The sequence below is a fragment of the Sporosarcina aquimarina genome (assembly GCF_033253705.1).
GTDB classification, from domain to species: Bacteria; Bacillota; Bacilli; order Bacillales_A; family Planococcaceae; genus Sporosarcina; species Sporosarcina aquimarina.
This window is the reverse complement of sequence record NZ_JAUBDH010000010.1, coordinates 1-17,165: the sequence shown is the minus strand read 5'-3', so window position 1 is coordinate 17,165 and position 17,165 is coordinate 1. Positions and strand designations below refer to the sequence as shown.

The 17,165-nt window shown below is 44.6% G+C and carries 14 protein-coding genes and 1 rRNA gene; 4 read left to right on the top strand and 11 right to left on the bottom strand.

Going from position 1 to position 17,165, the window contains the following annotated elements; all coding sequences use genetic code 11:
- Positions 1 to 4 precede the first annotated feature (4 nt).
- The 6 genes from ligA to QT716_RS13855 all read right to left on the bottom strand — a co-directional run bounded on the left by ligA (position 5) and on the right by QT716_RS13855 (position 8,231).
- Complete coding sequence (gene ligA / locus QT716_RS13880; protein ID WP_317936687.1) at positions 5 to 2,020, bottom strand: NAD-dependent DNA ligase LigA; 2,016 nt, start codon at positions 2,018 to 2,020, stop codon at positions 5 to 7.
- A 15-nt stretch (positions 2,021 to 2,035) separates the two neighbouring features.
- Positions 2,036 to 4,270 carry a DNA helicase PcrA gene (gene pcrA / locus QT716_RS13875; RefSeq protein WP_317936686.1) on the bottom strand — a complete coding sequence of 745 codons (2,235 nt, stop codon included), beginning with the start codon at positions 4,268 to 4,270 and terminating at the stop codon, positions 2,036 to 2,038.
- A gap of 49 nt (positions 4,271 to 4,319) precedes the next feature.
- The gene (locus tag QT716_RS13870) at positions 4,320 to 5,018 is read right to left on the bottom strand and encodes a heptaprenylglyceryl phosphate synthase (protein WP_317936685.1); all 699 of its coding nucleotides are present in this window, start codon (positions 5,016 to 5,018) and stop codon (positions 4,320 to 4,322) included.
- A gap of 125 nt (positions 5,019 to 5,143) precedes the next feature.
- Positions 5,144 to 5,458: a YerC/YecD family TrpR-related protein gene (locus QT716_RS13865; RefSeq protein WP_317936683.1), complete on the bottom strand. Its 315-nt coding sequence runs from the start codon at positions 5,456 to 5,458 to the stop codon at positions 5,144 to 5,146.
- A gap of 18 nt (positions 5,459 to 5,476) precedes the next feature.
- A complete protein-coding gene (locus QT716_RS13860) occupies positions 5,477 to 6,502 on the bottom strand; it encodes a DUF3048 domain-containing protein (protein ID WP_317936682.1) in 1,026 nt (341 codons plus the stop codon).
- Between the two features lie 10 nt (positions 6,503 to 6,512).
- On the bottom strand, positions 6,513 to 8,231 hold the full coding sequence (locus QT716_RS13855; RefSeq protein ID WP_317936681.1) for an adenine deaminase C-terminal domain-containing protein: 1,719 nt from the start codon (positions 8,229 to 8,231) through the stop codon (positions 6,513 to 6,515).
- Between the two features lie 140 nt (positions 8,232 to 8,371).
- On the opposite strand from QT716_RS13855, the gene QT716_RS13850 reads away from it, so the two are divergent.
- The gene (locus QT716_RS13850) at positions 8,372 to 9,064 is read left to right on the top strand and encodes a class I SAM-dependent methyltransferase (RefSeq protein WP_317936679.1); all 693 of its coding nucleotides are present in this window, start codon (positions 8,372 to 8,374) and stop codon (positions 9,062 to 9,064) included.
- A gap of 116 nt (positions 9,065 to 9,180) precedes the next feature.
- Here QT716_RS13850 and QT716_RS13845 read toward each other — a convergent pair whose 3' ends face one another.
- On the bottom strand, positions 9,181 to 10,419 hold the full coding sequence (locus QT716_RS13845) for an erythromycin esterase family protein (protein WP_317936678.1): 1,239 nt from the start codon (positions 10,417 to 10,419) through the stop codon (positions 9,181 to 9,183).
- 261 nt (positions 10,420 to 10,680) lie between these two features.
- On the opposite strand from QT716_RS13845, the gene QT716_RS13840 reads away from it, so the two are divergent.
- The 3 genes from QT716_RS13840 to QT716_RS13830 are packed head-to-tail and all read left to right on the top strand — an operon-like array spanning position 10,681 to position 14,251.
- Positions 10,681 to 12,045, top strand: coding sequence for a spore germination protein (locus tag QT716_RS13840; protein ID WP_317936676.1), 1,365 nt, complete (start codon positions 10,681 to 10,683; stop codon positions 12,043 to 12,045).
- Positions 12,042 to 13,136: a GerAB/ArcD/ProY family transporter gene (locus QT716_RS13835; RefSeq protein WP_317936675.1), complete on the top strand. Its 1,095-nt coding sequence runs from the start codon at positions 12,042 to 12,044 to the stop codon at positions 13,134 to 13,136. The genes QT716_RS13840 and QT716_RS13835 overlap by 4 nt, the downstream gene beginning before the upstream one ends.
- The gene (locus QT716_RS13830) at positions 13,133 to 14,251 is read left to right on the top strand and encodes a Ger(x)C family spore germination protein (RefSeq protein ID WP_317936673.1); all 1,119 of its coding nucleotides are present in this window, start codon (positions 13,133 to 13,135) and stop codon (positions 14,249 to 14,251) included. The genes QT716_RS13835 and QT716_RS13830 overlap by 4 nt, the downstream gene beginning before the upstream one ends.
- 36 nt (positions 14,252 to 14,287) lie before the next feature.
- Here QT716_RS13830 and purB read toward each other — a convergent pair whose 3' ends face one another.
- The 4 genes from purB to rrf all read right to left on the bottom strand — a co-directional run bounded on the left by purB (position 14,288) and on the right by rrf (position 17,163).
- On the bottom strand, positions 14,288 to 15,583 hold the full coding sequence (gene purB, locus QT716_RS13825; protein ID WP_317936671.1) for an adenylosuccinate lyase: 1,296 nt from the start codon (positions 15,581 to 15,583) through the stop codon (positions 14,288 to 14,290).
- Between the two features lie 32 nt (positions 15,584 to 15,615).
- On the bottom strand, positions 15,616 to 15,810 hold the full coding sequence (locus tag QT716_RS13820; protein ID WP_317936669.1) for an NETI motif-containing protein: 195 nt from the start codon (positions 15,808 to 15,810) through the stop codon (positions 15,616 to 15,618).
- Positions 15,807 to 16,343, bottom strand: coding sequence for a DUF2179 domain-containing protein (locus QT716_RS13815; protein ID WP_317936668.1), 537 nt, complete (start codon positions 16,341 to 16,343; stop codon positions 15,807 to 15,809). The genes QT716_RS13820 and QT716_RS13815 overlap by 4 nt, the downstream gene beginning before the upstream one ends.
- A gap of 704 nt (positions 16,344 to 17,047) precedes the next feature.
- Positions 17,048 to 17,163, bottom strand: a 5S ribosomal RNA gene (gene rrf, locus QT716_RS13810).
- Positions 17,164 to 17,165: the final 2 nt, after the last annotated feature.

The following is a 17,165-nucleotide window of genomic DNA, read 5'->3' as shown; positions in this document are numbered from 1 at the left end:
TTGTTTACTCCTTTATCTCAAGCACATCTATGAGCTTCGCTTCGTCCCATACTTCAATGCCGAGCTCTTCTGCTTTCGCCAGTTTGGATCCTGCATCTTCTCCTGCAATGACGAGATCGGTCTTCTTACTGACACTTCCACTGACAGCGCCGCCAAGCGCTTCAATTTTCTCTTTTGCTTCGCCGCGCGTCAAAATTTCAAGTTTGCCGGTTAAAACAATCTTTTTACCGACAAACGGTCCTTCGTCCGGAATTTCTTGCTGAGTACGGCCTTTAAATTCCATGTTGACACCATACTCTTTTAGTTTATCAATCACTTCAAGGACATCTTCATTGGAAAAGTAAGTTTCAATTGCATCAGTCACTTTTTCACCGATTTCATGAATCGCGAGCAGCTGTTCAGGTTCTGCATTCATCAATCCGTCGAGTGTCTTAAACTCTCGAGATAGCAACGTTGCCGCTTTTTCACCGACGTGACGAATCCCGAAACCGAATAGAAGTTTCTCTAATGAGTTCTCTTTGGATGCGGCAATCGCTTCGACCAGATTCGTCGCAGATTTTTCCCCCATCCGCTCCAATTCCATCAGTTGTTCAGCCGTTAAGCCGTATAGATCCGAGAAATCTTTCACGAGTTCAGCCGTGTAAAGCTGGTCGACAACTCGTTCCCCGATTCCTTCGATATTCATAGCATTCCTTGAAACGAAGTGAATGAGCGCTTCTTTCAATTGCGCGGGACATTGCGGGTTCACGCAGCGTAAGGCTACCTCCCCTTCTATCCGGACGAGCTCCGAATCACATACTGGACAGTTTTTCGGCATATCGAACGGGACTTCATCCCCTGTCCGCTGATCGATAAGCGGTGCGATAACTTCCGGAATAATGTCACCGGCTTTACGAATCGTCACATGATCCCCGATGCGAATATCCTTTTCGTGAATCAAGTCTTCATTATGAAGCGACGCGCGTCCGACAGTCGTTCCCGCAACACGCACCGGTTCTAAAATCGCTGTCGGGGTAACTGTTCCTGTACGGCCCACACTGAGCTCGATATCGAGCAGTTTTGTGACCACTTCTTCTGCAGGAAACTTATATGCCGTCGCCCAACGCGGGCTTTTAGCCGTGTACCCCAGTTGTTCCTGATCTTCAAAACGGTCGACTTTAATAACAATCCCGTCGATTTCATAATCGAGACTACTGCGTTTTTCACCCCAGCTATTGACGTATTCAATCACTTCTTCAACGTCTTTACAACGTGTTCGTTCATGATTCGTCACTAATTTCAATGTATCGAGATAATCGAGCGCTTCGGAGTGTGTCGCTTGACCGTATGCTTCCCCGTCACCGCCAATTCCGTATAAATACACAGCAAGGCTGCGCTTTGCTGCAATTTTAGGATCGAGCTGACGGAGTGAACCGGCTGCTGCATTTCTAGGATTCGCAAATGGCTCATCCCCCGCTTCGTCCCGCGCAGCATTCAATCGGACGAATGATTTTTTCGGCATGTAGGCTTCACCGCGCACTTCGATCGTAATTGGTTCATTCAATCTCAACGGTATCGAACGAATCGTTCTTAAGTTTGCGGTAATATCCTCACCAATTGTCCCGTCGCCGCGCGTCGATCCTTGGACAAACCGACCCTCTTCATATTTTAATGAAACGGCGAGTCCGTCAATCTTCAGTTCACAAATATACGTCACACGATCACCGACCGCATCCCGTACACGACGATCGAATTCGCGAATATCTTGTTCGTTAAACACATTCGACAAACTGAGCATCGGATAGTCGTGCTCCACTTTTGTAAAGCCTTCCAGTACACTGCCTCCAACTCGCTGGGTAGGCGAATCCGGGTAGATTAAATCCGGATTCTCCTCTTCAATAGCAAGCAGTTCCTGCATCAGCTGATCGTATTCTGAGTCCGTTGCGACTGGTTTGTCCAGCACATAATACGCCCGTCCATAGTCGGTTAACAGTTGGTTCAATTCCGAAACACGCTGTTCGAGTTCGTTGCGATCATTCACATCCAGTTCCTCCTCTTACACTTTTTCGATTGGAGCAAATTTTGCAAGCAGTCGTTTAATGCCGACTTCAGGGAATGCGATGTCGAGTTCAACGTCATCTGCAGATCCTTTCACGCTGACAACCGTTCCAACGCCCCACTTTTTGTGAGAGGCTTTGTCACCCGCTGCCCATCCTAGCTTCTCCCCGCCAGTTGTTTCGTAGACAGGCTTTTTCACAGCTGGACGTTTCGGTGCATCGAAACGAGATCCGCCACCGCCGCCAAACGAGAATCCGCCAGAAGCATTTTCTTGTTCAATGACGTCGTCTGAAATCTCATTGATGAAGCGGGAAGGATTGTTATAACTATACTTTCCGTACAGCATTCGGTTCGATGCTGCCGATATGAATAACTTTTTCTCAGCACGCGTAATGGCAACATACGCGAGACGACGTTCTTCTTCCATTTCTTCGTCGTTTCCAATGGAACGGGCATGGGGGAAAATGTTTTCTTCCATCCCAATCACGAATACGACTGGGAACTCCAGCCCTTTAGCGGAGTGCATGGTCATTAGGACGATTTTTTCTGTCGATTGGTTCTCTTCTTTATCGAGCGAATCGATATCTGCAATAAGTGCCAAATCAGTCAAAAATGCAACGAGTGATTTGTCACCTTCGTCTTCTTCCGCACGCTTTTCAAACGCTTCCGTAACGGATATGAACTCATCGATGTTTTCCAAACGGCTCTCTGACTCGATCGTCTTTTCACGTTCCAGCATCGCACGATAGCCGGTTTTATCCAACACTTGCTCAGTCAGTTCTTTGACCGATAAAAACTCTTGCATTTGCGTGAAGCCTTTCATCATATCCCGGAACTTCGCTGACTCCACAGCGGCCTTTTTCGTTAAGCCCATGAAGTCGAGTTCTTGCATCGCATCGAAAATCGAACGGTCATTTTCAATTGCAAACCGCGCCATGCGTTCGAATGATGTCGCGCCAATACTGCGTTTCGGTTCGTTAATGATCCGTGCGAGTGCAAGATCATTATCGTTATTCGCAATGAGCCGCAAGTAGGCAAGTAAGTCTTTAATTTCTTTACGGTCATAGAACTTTGTTCCGCCGACAATTGTATATTCCAAATTCGATTTCACTAAGTATTCTTCGATCATCCGGGATTGCGCGTTCGTCCGGTACAATACGGCAAACTGATCGAGTGAGTAGCCTTGTTCCTGCTGCAGCTCGATAATCTTGCGGACGACGAATTGAGACTCATCTTTTTCATCGGATGCTTTATACAGGGTGATGGCATCCCCTTCATCGTTTTCGGTCCGCAATCGTTTGTCATAACGGCTTTCGTTATTTTGAATGACATCATTCGCTGCTTGCAAAATCGTTTGCGTCGAGCGATAGTTTTGTTCCAGCAAAATCACTTCTGCATCTTTGTAATCTTTTTCGAATGATAAAATGTTTCCGATATCCGCACCGCGCCACTTGTAGATGGACTGGTCCGAGTCACCTACGACACAAATGTTGCGGAATTTCTCCGCGAGCATTTTTACAAGGCGATACTGGGCATGGTTCGTATCCTGGTATTCGTCCACGTGAATGTATTGGAACTTATCTTGATAGAACTCTAGCACATCGGGAACTTGTTCAAATAATCGAAGTGTCAGCATGATCAGGTCGTCAAAATCGAGTGACTGGTTTTTACGCAGTTTTTTCGTATAGCCATCATAGACATCTGCAATTACGCGGTCATATGGATTCGATTCATTGACACCTGCACGGTACTCTTTCGCGTCGATGCATTCGTTTTTTGCAGAACTGATAATGTTGAGCAGCGTGCGCGGATCGTACTGTTTAGGGTCTAAGTTCTGCTCTTTGAGAACGGACTTAATGGCGGACAGCTGGTCAGAGGAATCCAAAATGGAGAACGTTTTTGAAAAACCGATCCGGTCGATATTGCGGCGTAAAATTCGAACACACATCGAGTGGAATGTGGAAACCCACATACGGTCGCCTGACCCTTCCCCTAGTAATCCATCGATCCGATTGCGCATTTCACGGGCTGCTTTGTTCGTAAAAGTAATCGCAAGAATCTTCGATGGATAGACATCTTTTTCAATGACGAGATACGCGATTCGATGCGTCAGCACACGCGTTTTACCAGATCCTGCCCCCGCCATGATCAGCAGCGGGCCTTCTGTTTTTTTCACGGCTTTCATCTGTTCAGGGTTCATGCCCTTCAGTAGGTCTTGTCCGAGTTCTTTCATAATCTATAACCGCCTTTTAGGAACGTTTGTTCTTTAAGTATACACGAAATCATTTTGGACTGGTAACAGCTTTCACAGCATCTACTGTTTTCAATGCATTTTTCAAATCATCATAGATGACATTGCCGACTACGACAGTATGTGCAATCGCGGCCATTTCGGCGGCTTGCTCTGCATTCGTGATTCCTCCGCCATAGACTAAACGGGTTTCATCCAGTACAGATGCGGCGGCACTGACGATTTTAGGATCGCCGTAGCTGCCGCTGTATTCTAAGTAAAAGATTGGCAGTTTGAACAGATGCTCTGCCATTCGAGCGTATCCAATGACATCTTCTTTTGTCGGGATTTCAGTAGCGCCCGTCAAATGGGCGGCTTTACAATCGGGGTTCATAATGCAGTACCCTTCTGTCGCAACTTCTTCCCATTTCATCATATGACCAAATTCTTTCAATGCTTCTAAGTGAATGCCATTCATCCATTTTACGTCGGTCGCGTTCATCACCGTGGGGATGAAATAAAAGTCAAATCCAAATGTCACCGATTCCACGTCAGACACTTCGAGTGCTAACGGCACTGCAAAACGTCGAAGCCTTGCAAGTAAATCGAGCACGCCTTCGAGTGTAATATTGTCGGTCCCCCCGATAATCATTCCGTCCGTTCCAGACTCTGCGAGTTGTTCCAGCGCTTCGTCGGAAATTTCTTTTGCGGGGTCTAATTTAAAGGCATGACGCCAATTGCGATAGTCCATTTTTCCTCACCTGCTTTTTCGTAATTACGTTCTTATCAGTATATCAAAAAACACGTGACGATTCTCGTTGTCACGCGTACAAATGAAAAAAACCGGACAGCGCGCAGCTGTTTCCGGTTTATGATTTAGTTTTTGTCAGCTGAATCATTTTGTTTTTCGTTCAATCGATCAAGAATCAGATTATAGCCGCCGCTGCCATAATCGACACAGCGCCGGATTCTTGAAATTGTAGCGGTACTTGCACCTGTCTTATTTTGAATCTTATCATACGTATATTTCTTCTTTAGTTTCACGGCAACATCGAGCCGCTGGGAAAGGGATTGCACTTCTCCAATGGTGCATAAGTCATCGAAAAATGCATAGCACTCTTCTAAATCCTTTAACTCCAACATTGCACGAAACAACTGATCCGTTTGTTCGCCTTTAATTTTTTCTAACATTGAAACGCCCTCTCTTTCTTAAGGGGTATAAGTCGTCGTATTGCCAATGGATTGTTCACGAACGATATGTACCCACGTTTGGCCAGGTACTAATTTAGCAGGAACACCGTCTTGAACAGGTGTCAGGACTCCATCGATCTGCTTCCATTCAAGTTTAAGCGCTACACCATTCTGAAACAGAATGGCAGGTCCGCCTTGAGTCAAATCGAGCGATTGGCGTCCTTCAGCGTCAATCGTTTCATAAGGTGCTTCCATAACTAAAATATTTGCAGGCGTGACTTTTTTGTCTCCTGCTTTGTCTGTCGTCAGAATCCCATCCACGGTGCGTTCATAGTTTCCCGTATTCTTGTCGAACGAATACGTAGTCGTGAACTGCGGGTCTTCATAGCCGACAATAATCGTGGATGCAACTTCCCCTAGTTTAGCACTTTCTGCATCAGGATGGAACGAAAGCGGAGGTGCGTCATGCATCTTTTCATCTATCGATAAATCCTTCATCGCTGCTTCTGCGTGCTCTTTTGAAATATATGAGTTATGCGGTGCTTTTCGCTCACGTGAACGGACAAAATACGTCCCGTCATATTGCATGCCGTTGATGTTATCGACGAAGTTGGTATCCAATAACGCTTTCGCATCCGGGCTATAACCGTGTGCAATGTAAAAGGCATCCAACCCTTTTGCAAGTTCAACGAAATAATCACGTGCACTGCGGATTGGACCGATTTCTTCCGGCAGCTCACTTTGGTACAGCGCTAACAAGCGCGTAATATTGCCTTCCGCATAAAATTCATAAACAAAGTCTGCTGAACTGAGTCCCGATTGCGGCCGAGCGAGCGGATGATTATTAATCGTCGCGAGAATCGGCCGCATGTTCGACTGCTGTTCTTCTACTCCTGTAAAGGGAGAGGTTGTTAATACACTTTCATCGAAAGAGACAGGCTTAGTGGTTGCTTCGACTTCTTCGTTTTCTTTGTCATTCGAGCAGCCGACAAGCAAGACGATACTTGCAAAGACGGCGGATAACATTATTTTCGTAACATTCATGACCGCTCTCCTATCGTTCTGTGGTGGGGTTCAATACGATATTTTTCATGACATCTGCGACACCAAGCTGGGTAATCCGAATGTATGGCAAGTGGGTGGATTGTAAAAACAATAAGCTATAAATCGCATCCCCTTTTGCATAGCCGCGCTTGCTCAATTCCTGTTTCAACTGACGTTCTTGTTCGCGCAAGATTCCAATCGGCTCGTCTGACAAACTGCCTCCGATTGGAAGCGGCAATTCGCAGATGATCTGCTCGTTCTCAGCAAGGACAATTCCGCCTTCCAGCTCTTTGATACGCTCGAATGCGCGAATCATTTCTTGCTTGTCTCTACCGATTAAAATCACATCTCCTGTATTCGAGTAAGAAGAGGCAAGTCCTTGAACAGAATGTGAGAACCCTTTGATGACCGTAGTCACCCGCCACTTCCCATTCCGGTCTACAAGTGCGAGGAACGATTCCTCATGCTCACCTTCCAATCGAGCTGCTGACAAATCCATCGTTGTCTTATATGGCTTTGTGATGACATCGTTCAGCATATTAATGCCAATAGATTCTGTTGGCGTGACATCATCCAATGTAAGGTCAAAGTCCGGTGCGAATTTGGGGAAAACCGTCCAATCGCCTTTTTTGAACTCAACACATGCTTGTCCATCACGCTTCAGCCAGACACCTTTCGATAATACATCTGTCGGGTTCGGTTCACGGATATCTGACAACACGTTCAATGTCGCAAACCGTCCCGGTGCAATTACACTATGCAACTCGTCGATGTCGTAGTACCTTGCGCTGTTATACGAGGCCATTTGATAGGCGTCAATCGGGTCAACACCCGCCTCCATCGCAATCCGGATGCATTTATCCATTACACCGTCTTCGTGGAACAAAGGCGGAGAACCGTCTGTCGTCATCATTAAATGATCGAATACGTCGAGCCCTTTTTCAAGGATGCCTTCGAGCAATGGTTTCAAGTCGGGACGAATGGATGATTCGCGAAGTGTCACTGCATAGCCTTGCAAAAGACGGGCTTCCGCCTCATCGGCTGTCATCGATTCATGATCCCCATTCACACCAAGCAGTCGCATGCGCGCGAGTGTCCGTTCAGACGCTCCTGGGAAATGACCTTCCACTTTCTTACCCAACTGTTTCGCTTTTTGAAGAGAAGCCGTCATGACGGGATCTCCTTTAAGAAGTCGCGGCCATCCCGTCAACTCCCCGCCCATAAGGACGTCATCGCGCTTCAGCCACTCTTCGACTTCTTCAGGGGCGAACACTTCCGCTTCGTTTTGCAGGTTCGTCTGCGAGTCCATACGCGCCCACCAGTAGAACGAATACGGCAATTGCTTGAGTTCATCGAGCAGCTTGAACGCACTTTTTCGATTAATTGACATAAGAAGCATCAAATTATCAGCGAGTATTGTCGTCGTTCCATGCTGCGCTGCAAAGTGTGCAAATGTTTCAGGGTTATATAATTGAAAAGGGTGCACGTGCGGTTCTATGTATCCCGGAACTATCCACTTACCCGTTGCATCAAACTGTTCAGCGCCTTCTGTGATAGGCGGCATCCGCTCACCGGTATATAAAATCCGCCCGTGTTTGACCCAAATGGTTCCTGTCATCCACTTTTTTAAAACGGAGTGCAAGTACGTTGCATTCGTGATGATCAAGTCCGGCGCAACTTGCCCGTCAATGACGGCGAGTTGTGAAGCGATCTCTTGTTGGTTCCACATTCCGAATCGTCTCCTTTATCGTTCCATTCCTTTCTTTATCCTACCATAGCAGGAGATATGTGAATAGATTGTGAATGAAGGAACTCTAAGGTTCTGTATCGAATTATTGTCTATAAAGATTGAATAAGGAGTGAGGATAAATGGCTGAGGAACTAACGTTTAACCAAGACACCGCGACAGAATACGACCGGGGAATCCGGCGTACGTTACCTACATATGACGGGCTCGTCCGACTGACAACTACCGCACTTCGAATGGAGACAGATGAGAACGCGAATGTATTAGTAATTGGTGCTGGCGGCGGAAACGAGTTAGTCGAGTTCAGCAAGCTGAACCCGGAATGGACATTTACAGCAGCGGATCCATCTGAACCGATGCTGGCAGAAGCCCGGGCGAAAGTGGAAGCGCAAATCGAATCAGAGCGCGTGAAGTTTGTTGCTGGAAGTGCACGAGATGTCCCTAGTGATCATCAGTTTGACGCAGCTTCCTGTTTACTCGTGCTGCATTTCATTGAAGACGAGGAGGCGAAAGTGGAGTTGTTGTGGGAAATCCGCAAAAGGCTGAAGCCCGGCGCACCATTTGTACTCGCTTCCATGGTTGGCGATCGCGAGGACCCTTCTTTCGAAGAGCTGTTTAAATTATGGCGCCACAGTTGGGTCGACAGGTCATCGTTATCCGAAGCCCAAGTGCTGGAAATGGAGAAAATAGTTCGTGCGCTGTCATTTGTACCGCTTGGTACGATAGTAGAACTGCTGCGCGAAGCCGGGTTCGTACGGATTACTCAGTTTTTCCAAACAACATTTTTTAGTGCGTGGATGTGTGTCGCAGAGTGAGTCTAGATTGCTCCAGGAGAAAGTGAGTCAGACGTATAAAACCATCTGGAAATTCCTTGCCCATTCGCGGACTGAGGAAATTGCCAGATGGTTTTTCTTTGTTAGGATATAGACGTTCAAAGCGGATTGAGCGCTGTGGATTGATCGATGAATATGAATGAATCGTACCGGCTTCCGACGCGGGAAGGGACAAAATTACCGTATGCTTCGAATTCCGGGTTATAGACGACACCGATTGCCCGATGTCCGATCCACTCATTGTATGATTGACGGTTTTCGTCCGTGAAAAGCAGCACTTTGTCTCCGCCTCCTGCGGCATGGAGCTGACCTTCCCACGTATTGAATTTGGCTGGAGGGATAATCATCCGTTCACAGTCCACCCCCCAGCTGTCCGCAGCGACAACCGTTCCTTCATACGTCCCGAACCCGATGGCGTATGAGTTCTGCTTCCCATATTGCTCCCTCATGAGCTGCCCCACATTCGTCATACCGGCATCTTTCATCGACGTTTCAGACGCATCGCCGATATGGGTGTTATGCTCCCAGATGATGATTTTCGCGCCCTCGTGATAATCCTTGAGTTCTTTGACCGCTTCCGCCATATGCAAATCGCGGGTATTCCAGGAAATGGCCTCTTCCTGGAGAAGTTCCCTGTAATAGGCTTCCGCATTTTTTGCAACGAGGGCATTCATGACGATATTCAAATTCTCTTCATAATGCCGATCATACCGTTCCTGATTGCCTTGGATCGACGAAAGCAGTGTTGATACTTCAGTGATGCATTCTTCAGTGAAATGCGCACTTGAAAGAGCATAATGGTCCGGCAGCCGGTTATACGGTTCGAAACAGGAGAATGCTTTCTTGGCAAGTTCCAGATCTGCTCCGTATTGAGGATTGTCCGACAAAAACCGAAGCAGCTCATCGATAGATTCGTACAGACTATACATATCAATTCCGTAGAAACCTGTCATGCGGCTGGATTGTGCATTATGGGACTTCAGCCATTCCGTAAAGTCCGCCACTACTTCATTTGCCCACATCCATTGTGGCCACCTCGTAAACGACTTCATCAATACATCACGCGCGGATCCGCCATCCCCGAACCCTTTCACATACCGGTTCACCGCTTCTGCAGATGGCCAATCCCCTTCCACCGCCACAATCGTGAACCCTTTTTCTGTAATTAACCGCTTTGTCAACTCGGCCCGTATCTCATAGAACTCCTTTGTTCCATGTGTCGCTTCGCCAATCATCACCACATCTGCGTCACCCGCCGCTTCAACCAGCTTCGCAAGCGATGATTTGCCGAGTGGCATCGACTGTTCTTCAATTGCCATCCTCATTTTCTTCGACATGAACACCCTCCTATCAGTACTAGTATTGCCATTCCGCTTCAGGAGGAAACCCGGGCATCGCATCCATCAAGCAAAATCGCTGGAAAAGCCAGTGCCCCGAGCAGCCGTATCTTTCATTAGAGCGCAAGCCAATATCCACCGTCCCGTGCAGTCTGCCCGATCAGAATCCATTTGGAAACTTCTTCATACCCGATGAATACAAAAACGGGTTTCCGGTAAGGCTATGTACAGCATACGCATCGCAGAAGAGGAGGGATTGCAATGACTGAAAAGAATAACAAGCAAGAAATGCCAATACTCATGAAAACGATGATTCAGGCGCTTCCAGCGTCCTTTGATGTCTTGCACGTTCCTCTTGAGCTTGATGACGCACAAGCCCATCTTCTTTATATGAAAACTGTTGTTGACGGAGGTGTACTTCAACAAACGGTTATTAAACCTTTTTTTGAAATAGCTGATGAACATAAATTTGCAGCATATATGAAAGGCATGCCCAATCGAATCGACATTCCTACGACAGATGAACTTCTAACTTTATTCACTTTAGGATTCGTCCTAGTGTATGCCGAAAATGCATACAGCCTCCTCGAAGTCCGTCGTTTAGGCAATACAGAGCAAGGCGAAACCATTGCTGAAACAACCATTCACGGTCCTCAATTAGCCTTCAGCGAAGATTTGGAAACAAATATCAGTATTGTGCGCCAGCATTATCACCAGGCTTCCTTATACATCGAAAGCCAACAATTAACTGATAAAAGTCGAACCGCCATTTCACTTATTTACGATGAAAAATTAGTGAATATTGACGTATTGCGCAGAGTTAAAGAACGATTGAATTCTCTAGATTCACCTTTAATACAATCTTCAGCGGAACTTGCTACACGTCTCACAAGCAGACGTTTTAATCTCTTCCCTACTTCTATAATTACAGAACGTCCCGACCGCATTGCCTACAACTTGACGGGGGGGAAAATCATTCTGCTAGTTGACAATTCTCCGTTTGCTGTTGTGTTACCCGTTGTTTTCTTTGACTTCATGGTTTCAATGGAAGAAAACTACCATACCTATTTCATTTCTCTTTATAACACTTTACTTGGTTGGTTTGGACTTTTAATATGTTTGACATTACCCGCGCTATACGTCGCAGTTACCGCCTATTCACCGGAAATTCTGCGTACTGAACTGACACTATCCATAGCAGGAAGTCGAATTGGGGTCCCTTATCCTTCATTCATAGAGGCAGTCATTATGCTGATCTTTGTGGAATTACTGACCGAGGCTAGCGTTCGCCTTCCGAGATCCATTAACGCAGCGGCTACTACTGTTGGAGGGTTGATCCTCGGAACTGCTGCAACGGAAGCTGCCTTAGCATCCAATATTCTGATTATGATCATCGCGATTGTCGCCATTTCTACATTTGTTATCCCTATGAACGAATTGGGATTTGTCGTACGTGTCTGCAGATTGTTTTTAATCATATTCACCACGTTATTCGGTTTGATCGGTCTGATTTCAGGTCTGCTATTAATCATCCTTCATCTAACTGACTTGGATAGCTTTGGCCAGCCGTACTTAAGAATAGCCTGGCGCAGCAAACGCAGCGAAAAGAAGGTGAGCTCTGAATGAGTCGCTTTGTTTACTATTTAATCCTAACGAATATGTTGGCAATCATCATGTCACCAATACCGCGTCTTCTTCTGTTGCGGGCTGGAGACGGCGCATTATCCGGTATGATAGTTGGAATTATCGGTGGTGCTCTTTTTACGTACGTTACTGTATCCTTTTTCCTTAAATATCCAGGACAAGATTTAATTGAGTTATTAACAAAATACACATCCTCATGGATCCAGATTCCTGTAACATTGTATTTTGCATTTATGTGGTTTATTGCAGGAACTATCACATTAATTATGACGGTATTTTTGCTAATTACCTTTTTAACACCGGTGATGTCGATTTATATTATTTCATTATCTATTTTAATCACAATTTTCTTTGGTGTATTACTTAAAACAAAAAGCATTTTATTTACCCTTGAAATTTTATGTGTACTCATGATTCCGGTGACTGTATTAATGTTTTTTAAAATGTTTACAAGTCACGAACTAGACTTTGACCAGGTTCGATTAGCCGTTATGCATATTAAATCAATACCTGACTTCACCGCTTTCAATGCCAGTACTTTTACGTTCATGGGCAGTGCAAATCTAATAATATTCAACAAATATTTTAAAGAAAAACAGAACATCTCTAAATGGTCCATCATTTGCATTACCTTAGCCAGTATCTTTATGCTTATCAATTCGTATTTGGTACCCATTGGTTTTACTGGATTTGATGAAATTGACCAACTTATGTTTCCCTGGACTTCTTCTGCTGATTCGGTGCGAATGAAATTTGGATTCATTGAACGAGTCGTGTTCATTTTCATGTTCTTATTTGTGACAATTTCATTCATCAGTATAATAATTCATTGGCACGTTGCTTATAAGTTACTATCCAGTATATTTAGGTTGAAAAGTTTGCAAATCAAACAACAAAACTTTACACCTCTTCTAATTTCCTTTATTTTCTGTGCAGTTGGGCTGTGGTTGACTGTTTCCTTCACCCAATATCAGCTTTATGAGTATTCCAAGTACTATTACAATATATTACCTATCTTTGCAGGGGTCCTCTTTTTAACAATGCTCGCCATTAGGAAAGGAGCCACCTCATGAAAAAAGGAAGAAAGGTCATTCTCTTTTTCTTTCTGCTTGTGTTTTCATCTTTTACTATTCTATCTGGATGTTCCTACAAAGGGGTAGACAAACGATCCTTTGTCGTAGGTATCGGTATAGACCCTGGTGAAGGAATTGAAAAAAAATTCAAAGTGACCTTGAAAATAGCGAAACCCATTCCCTCTTTAAAATCTGCCACTGAAAACGAATACGCTTATTTAGTACATGAAAGCGACTCGGTAGCCGAAGCAATTCGATACTTGGCAACAGAAGCTGACAAAGTGTTTGACTTCAGCCAAGCAAAGATTCTTGCATTGAATCCAGAACTACTGTCAGGAGATTTATTTCATTTAATGGATTACTTCGTACGGCGTGGTGACATACAGCTTCTATTATATGTAATTGCAGCAAAACCGAGTGCCGAAGAAGTATTACGAGTTCAGCCAACGCTCGAAGCAGCAGGGGAAAATTCGTTATACAACTTTTTTGATAACACAGGTACAGAAAGTCCATTTGTCACAACTACTTTTTTATTTGAATTCCGCCGTGATTACGATACGAAAGGATTAAGTGCAGTACTTCCTATAGTAAAAGGAGATGGTGGGGGTACTAAATTCATAGTCAATCACGCACTGGTCTTAAAACACGGTCACGAAGCCGTAGAACTGAATTTATTGGAAACTAAACTATATAACTCGTTAAAAAAAGGGGAGTCTGGGTATGGCTATCAAATAAATAGTGCTGGCTATAAATTTACATTAACCATTGATCGCATAAAAATGAAATCTAAATTCGAACTAAAGAACGGTCAAAAGCCTCGTGTGGCAATTAAGATAAAGGCTGTCGGCTCGGTGAATGAATCAAATAAATTACTACAGTTGAGGGAATTAGACCATTATAACAAAATCTCAGAAGATAAATTAGCTGAACAAGTAACGATACTGTTTAAAGATCTTCAAGAAAAAAATATGGATCCATTTGGATTCGGCCTTAAATACAGAGCCACACGTCTTCATACAGACAAGGTACTCGATGATTGGAAAGCAATTTATCCGGATTTGGAGTTTGATGTAAAAGTAGAAGTGAAGTTAAAATCAGTGGGTGCTATTCAATAGAAAAAGGGATTGGCAGATAGCCAATCCCTTTTCCTATTAGTTAAGTCCGATTCGATCAAAGATTAAATCGATTTTTTGCAGATGGTAGTTATAGTCAAAACACTCATCAATCTCTTCACCATTTAAATGGTCCGTAATCGTTGAATTTTGTTTGACCAACTCTTTAAACGAGCATTGCTCGTCCCATGATTGTGCAGTCAAAGGCTGTACTGTATCGTAAGCAGCTTCGCGAGACATCCCTTTGTCGATCAGCGACAGCAGCACACGCTGCGAATAGATCAGACCATGTGTACGATCCATATTGCGTTTCATGTTTTCAGGATATACTGTCAAGTTCTTCAGGATATTGCCGAAACGATTCAACATATAATTGAGCGCAATCGTCGCATCTGGTAAAATCACACGTTCTGCAGACGAATGGGAAATATCCCGCTCATGCCATAAAGGCACGTTTTCATAAGCAGTCATCATATAGCCGCGGATTAGACGTGACAGACCCGCCATGTTTTCAGACCCGATGGGATTGCGTTTGTGCGGCATTGCCGAAGAACCTTTTTGTCCTTTTGCAAAGAACTCCTCCACTTCACGAGTTTCAGACTTTTGAAGGCCGCGTACTTCGACCGCAAACTTTTCAATCGACGTTGCAATCAGAGCAAGTGTCGACATATAGTGTGCATGACGATCCCGTTGAAGTGTCTGTGTTGAAACTGGAGCTGGTGTTAGTCCTAACTTCTCACATACATACCTTTCTACATAAGGATCGACATTTGCGTAAGTTCCAACTGCACCAGAAATCTTTCCAGCTTGTACAGATTCTGCTGCTGCGTCAAAACGCTCTAAGTTACGTTTCATCTCTTCATACCACAAGGCAAGTTTAAGACCGAATGTTGTCGGTTCTGCATGAACACCATGTGTACGTCCCATCATGACAGTATACTTATGAGCTTTCGCTTTCTCCGCAAGGATGTCAATGAAACGAACGAGATCCGCACGTAAAATCTGATTCGCTTGAACGAGCAAATAAGACAGAGCTGTATCCACAACATCAGTAGAAGTTAGTCCGTAGTGTACCCACTTCCGCTCTTCACCCAGCGATTCGGAAACCGCCCGTGTAAATGCAACCACGTCATGACGCGTTTCCTTCTCGATTTCAAGAATTCGGTTAACAGAAAAACTTGCATTCTGGCGAATCTTCTCGACGTCTTCTTTAGGTACATCCCCAAGCTCAGCCCACGCTTCACTCGCTAAAATTTCGACTTCCAGCCACGCGTTGTATTTGTTTTCATCAGTCCAAATCGCTCCCATTTCGGGACGGGTATAACGCTCAATCATTGTCTATTTCCTCCTTGGCACCTCAATATGGATTACTCACTATCTGCTAAAACGCCCTTCAATTGAATCATTTGCCGAATGGGGATATACTCCCCATTCCGCTCTTCAAACAAGGGTTCTTCTCTACGTCCTGCAACCTGATAACCTTGAGAGTTCATCCGTTCCATACATTGTGAAATCGTCTCGTTTTCTTCAACCTGAAACCAAACAGTTTTTCGTTGACTCACTTAAATAACTTCCCTTTTTTCACTGACTTGACCCAGAAACCGCCTCGAATGGATTTAGGCTCATACGAGATAATGAATGCTTTGGGATCCAACTCAGCAATGGTAGTATACAATTTCAATTCATATTTTCGAGGGGTCAAGATCTGCATCGCAGAACGATTGCCCTCCAGCCCGTGAGCTTGCCAATCGGTTACGCCATATCCTTTTGCACGTAACGTAGTAGCCAGTTCCCGATTGATTTCATCTGTTATAACATTCACAGTAATATAACCAAGTGCCATTTTTTCCTCGATTTTCGTACCAACCACTACACCCGAACCAAAACCAAGCGCATAAGCTACCAAGTTTTGAATTTGGTCGAGACTGTCCAATACTAAACCTAGACCCACTACGTAGACTACCACTTCAAACATACTCACGAGGGCTGCAAAATAACGATAGCCCTTTAGCGTTAAGATCATACGCATGGTAGAAAACGTAACATAGACAATATTAATTACAAAAATAATCAACACCATGATCCAGGGATTCATGTGGCACCCCTCCATTCTACATGATTCATAGTACAGGTGAAACGACGTGATTACAAGTGAATACGATAACGTTCATTAAACTTATCCACGAACGTGAAGTTTGAAAATATAACTTGCTGAATTTGGAGATATGATTCGACAAAGCTGAACAATCCATCATAATTTAAGGGGGTTTTTGTAGCACCTCACTTGTTTAAGTGTTAGCGTATACAGGGATTGGCACCTACGCTAACATAAAATCAGGTAGCTGCCCATAAACTTAGTATTTTGATCATAACTTTTGGATTCCGCTCATACACTCTCGATTTTTGTTCATAAACTCCGCATTCCGCTCATAAATCTCGTTTTTCGCTCATAAACTTCGCATTCCGCTCATAACTCTCGTTTTCCGCTCATAAACTCTGCATTCCGCTCATAAATCTCGTTTTCCGCTCATAAATCTCGATTTTCGCTCATAAACTCCGTATTCTGCTCATAAATTTCAGTTTGCGCTCATAAACTACGCATTCCGCTCATAAATTTCAGTTTCCGCTCATAACTCTCAATTTCAGCTCATAAACTCCACATTTTCATCATAACTGTGAACTAAAAACGTCCGCCTTTGTCCAAAGCCCATTCCTAGGAATATTATGCGCGGCAAAGCCGATACATGAACATGAAAAAAACGAGCCGAGGATAAATATCCTCGACTCGCTTTTTAAATTGCCCGGCAACGTCCTACTCTCACAGGGGGAAGCCCCCTACTACCATCGGCGCTGAAGAACTTAACTTCCGTGTTCGGTATGGGAACGGGTGTGACCTCTTCGCCATCATTACCAGACA

Coding starts and splice junctions, on each gene's coding strand:
- QT716_RS13830 (WP_317936673.1), top strand. CDS start 13,133: ATGAAAAAAGGAAGAAAGGTCATTCTCTTTTTCTTTCTGCTTGTGTTT.
- pcrA (WP_317936686.1), bottom strand. CDS start 4,270: ATGAAAGAACTCGGACAAGACCTACTGAAGGGCATGAACCCTGAACAG.
- QT716_RS13855 (WP_317936681.1), bottom strand. CDS start 8,231: ATGTGGAACCAACAAGAGATCGCTTCACAACTCGCCGTCATTGACGGG.
- QT716_RS13865 (WP_317936683.1), bottom strand. CDS start 5,458: ATGTTAGAAAAAATTAAAGGCGAACAAACGGATCAGTTGTTTCGTGCA.
- QT716_RS13870 (WP_317936685.1), bottom strand. CDS start 5,018: ATGGACTATCGCAATTGGCGTCATGCCTTTAAATTAGACCCCGCAAAA.
- QT716_RS13835 (WP_317936675.1), top strand. CDS start 12,042: ATGAGTCGCTTTGTTTACTATTTAATCCTAACGAATATGTTGGCAATC.
- QT716_RS13845 (WP_317936678.1), bottom strand. CDS start 10,419: ATGTCGAAGAAAATGAGGATGGCAATTGAAGAACAGTCGATGCCACTC.
- QT716_RS13840 (WP_317936676.1), top strand. CDS start 10,681: ATGACTGAAAAGAATAACAAGCAAGAAATGCCAATACTCATGAAAACG.
- QT716_RS13850 (WP_317936679.1), top strand. CDS start 8,372: ATGGCTGAGGAACTAACGTTTAACCAAGACACCGCGACAGAATACGAC.
- purB (WP_317936671.1), bottom strand. CDS start 15,583: ATGATTGAGCGTTATACCCGTCCCGAAATGGGAGCGATTTGGACTGAT.
- QT716_RS13860 (WP_317936682.1), bottom strand. CDS start 6,502: ATGAATGTTACGAAAATAATGTTATCCGCCGTCTTTGCAAGTATCGTC.
- QT716_RS13815 (WP_317936668.1), bottom strand. CDS start 16,343: ATGAATCCCTGGATCATGGTGTTGATTATTTTTGTAATTAATATTGTC.